Source organism: Arenibaculum sp., assembly GCF_035998295.1.
Taxonomy (GTDB): Bacteria; Pseudomonadota; Alphaproteobacteria; order Azospirillales; family Azospirillaceae; genus DASYHS01.
The window spans coordinates 1-3,153 of the sequence record NZ_DASYHS010000074.1; the positions used below are offsets into that span (position 1 = coordinate 1).

Here is a 3,153-nt window from a genome sequence, read left to right on the forward strand (position 1 = left end):
TAGAGCCGCAGCTCCATCGCGGCCCGGACCCGCCCGGGCGTGTAGAAGCCTTCCTCGTGCAGCAGGTTCACGGTGCCGATCACGGCGCCGTCGAAGACGACCGGCACGTTCACGACCGACCGGCAGCCCAGGCTGTCGATCAGCGCGTGGTCGGGGAACACCTCCGCGATCGCCTCGATCGTGTTGGCGACGAAGGGCTCCCGGCGGTCGACGACCGTCTCGGACCAGGGGCCGACCGGCAGCGGCTTGCGGCCCGACACCGGATAGGCGGCGGGGTCGCTGGTGTGGAGGCGCTGCGCCATGCGGGTCGCATCGTCGTAGGCCATCACCGTGAACAGCTTCGCGCCGACCCGCTCGCGCGCGATCGCCTCCAGGGCGCGCCACGCGGCGGCGGGCTGGCCGGGCTCGGCCAGGGCGGACAGGAAGCGGTCGGCATCGGCAGGCATGCGGGGGTTCCTTCGGCGTCCGTCGGGCCGGCCTCAGGCGGGCGGGAGGCCGATCACCAGCCCCTCGTCCGCCCGCAGCCGGACCGTTTCGCCGACCATCTCACCCCCGCGGTCGAGGCCTGTCGAGAGCCAAATCCGTCCCCCTCCGGGCGGCGCCGCCACGGCCTGCGGCATGCCGGTCATGTTCAGCACGACCAGCGCCCGCGCGCGGGCGTGGCGGCGCTCGAAGGCCAGCACGCCGCCCAGCGCCTCGACCCGGTCATAGCCGCCGGCCGCCAGCACCGGCTCGGCCCGGCGCAGGGCGAGCAGGGCCCGGTGCAGCGACAGCATCGAGCGCGGGTCGGCGCCCTGGGCCTCGACATTGTCCTCCCGGTGGCCGGGCGGCAGCGGCAGCCAGGGCTCGCCGGTCGTGAAGCCCGCCTTCGGTCCCGCGTCCCACGGGATCGGGACCCGCACCGGGTCGCGGCCGAGGCCGATGCCGGGGACGTTGCGCTCCCACGGGTCCTGGACCCGCTCGGGCGGGATCGGCACGTCGGCCATCCCGATCTCGTCGCCCTGGTAGATCGTCGGCGTGCCGCGCAGGGTCAGCAGCAGCATCGCCGCCACGCGCGCCTGCGCCGGGCCGAGCCGGCTCGCGACCCTCGACCGGTCGTGGTTGCCGAGTACCCAGTTCGGCCAGCCGCCCGGCGGCAGCGCCGCCTCGTAGGCCCGGACCAGGGCCGCGACCGCCGCGGCGTTCCAGGGGGTCGAGATCAGGTGGAAGTTGAAGGGCAGGTGGAACCCCGACAGGTCGGCGCCGTAATAGGCCATCAGCCGGTCGATCGGCAGGTAGGCCTCGCCGATCAGCAGCCGGCCGGGGCCGTAGGCGTCCGCGACGCGCCGCATCGCGGCGATCGCGTCGTGCACTTCCGGCTGGTCCATGGTCCGGGTCCGCAGCAGGCGGCGCGCCGGCGACGTCCCCGGCCGCCAGTCCGGGTTCGGCGGGTTGTCGCGCAGCCCCTCGTCCTCGAACAGATGGTGGATCGCGTCGACCCGGAAGCCGTCCACGCCGCGTTCCAGCCAGAAGCGCAGCACGTCCAGCATCGCGTCCCGGACCCCGGGGTTGCGCCAGTTCAGGTCCGGCTGCTCCTTCAGGTAGGCGTGGTAGTAGTATTGGCCGCTCGCCTCGTCCCGGGTCCAGGCGCTGCCGCCGAACTCCGACAGCCAGTTGTTCGGCGGCCCGCCATCCGGGCCGGGATCGCGCCAGACGTACCAGTCGCGCCTGGGATCGGCGCGGGACGAGCGGCTGGCCCGGAACCACGGATGCCGGTCGGAGGTGTGGTTGGGCACGTAGTCGAGGATCACCCGCAGGCCCCGCCCATGGGCCGCCGCGATCAGCCCGTCCATGTCCGCGAGCGTCCCGAACACCGGGTCGATGTCGGTGTGGTCGCTGACGTCGTAGCCGAAATCGGCCATGGGCGACGGGTAGACCGGCGAGACCCAGACCGCGTCCACGCCGAGCCGGACCAGGTGGTCGAGGCGCGCGGCCAAGCCCGGCAGGTCGCCGACCCCGTCGCCGTCGCTGTCCTGGAACGAGCGCGGATAGACCTGGTAGACGGTCCCGTGCCGCCACCACCGGGTATCGTCGTCCACGCTCATCCCTGCAGCAGGGATTGCGCCCCGTCGATCCAGACCGGCGTCCCGGTCACGTGCCGGGAGCGGTCGGAGGCCAGGAACAGCGCCAGTTCGGCGACGTCGAAGCTGGTGCCCGGCCGGTCGTCCGTCAGCGGGATCTCACCCTGGGGGAACTCCATCGGCTCCCCGGCCTCGTCGAGCGAGCGCTGCTCGGTGTTGTCGGAGATCTCGGTGTCGATCGCGCCGGGGCAGATCACGTTGACGCGGATGCGGTGCTTGGCGAGCTCGAGCGCCAGCATCTTCGTCATCGCCAGCTGCGCCGCCTTGGTGCAGGAATAGGCGGTCGCCCCGGCATTGCTGAACACCCGGGTGCCGTTGATCGAGGACGTCACGATCACCGACCCTCCGCCCGCCTTCTTGAGGTGCGGGACCGCGTAGTGGAGCGTCAGGTAGGTGCCGCGCAGGTTGATCGCGACGGTCCGGTCCCATTCCTCGGGCGCCAGCTCATCGATCGGCGCCCACACGCCGTTGATGCCGGCATTGGCGAACACGACGTCGAGGCGGCCCCATTCCCCGGCCAGGCGCCGGACGGCCTGCTCCATCGCCGCGGCGTCGGCGACGTCGGCGACGAGGGCCACCGCCTCGCCGCCGGCCGAGCGGATCTCGTCCGCGGTGCTGCGGACCTCCTCCTCCGTCCGGCTGAGGACGCCGACCCTGGCGCCCTCGCGCGCGAACAGCACGGCCGCCGCCTTGCCGATGCCCGACCCGGCGCCCGTGACCAGGGCCACCTTGTCCCGCAGTTCCATGGCTCCGCTCCCTCCGCTGCCTGATGCGCCAACCGGCGCGGCGCGGAGCGGTTCCGTGATCGTCGCGGCCGGCCCGCGACCCTGCTACTTCGCTCCCGGGCCGGGAGAGGAACGGCACCGGCGCGAATATCCCCTCTCCCGTGCAACGGGAGAGGACTCCCCACCGTTGAGTCAAGGGCGAGAGCAACGGCTTGAGCCGAGGGTGATGATGGCCTCGTCGGTCCAGGGGCGTAAAGCCGGGCGCTGCGCGCCCCCGCCTTCGGCGGCTTCGGGCTTGACGCCCCCGG

Annotated in this window: 3 protein-coding genes; all 3 read right to left on the reverse strand. The window is 73.1% G+C overall.

All coding sequences use genetic code 11. From position 1 onward, the window contains the following. The coding region (locus tag VGO20_RS08545; protein WP_327501898.1) for a GAF domain-containing protein at positions 1–446 on the reverse strand (446 nt) is incomplete at its 3' end. A 33-nt stretch (positions 447–479) separates the two neighbouring features. Further along, on the reverse strand, positions 480–2,078 hold the full coding sequence (locus VGO20_RS08550; RefSeq protein ID WP_327501899.1) for an alpha-amylase family glycosyl hydrolase: 1,599 nt from the start codon (positions 2,076–2,078) through the stop codon (positions 480–482). A 2-nt stretch (positions 2,079–2,080) separates the two neighbouring features. Then, positions 2,081–2,866: an SDR family oxidoreductase gene (locus VGO20_RS08555; protein WP_327501900.1), complete on the reverse strand. Its 786-nt coding sequence runs from the start codon at positions 2,864–2,866 to the stop codon at positions 2,081–2,083. Positions 2,867–3,153: the final 287 nt, after the last annotated feature.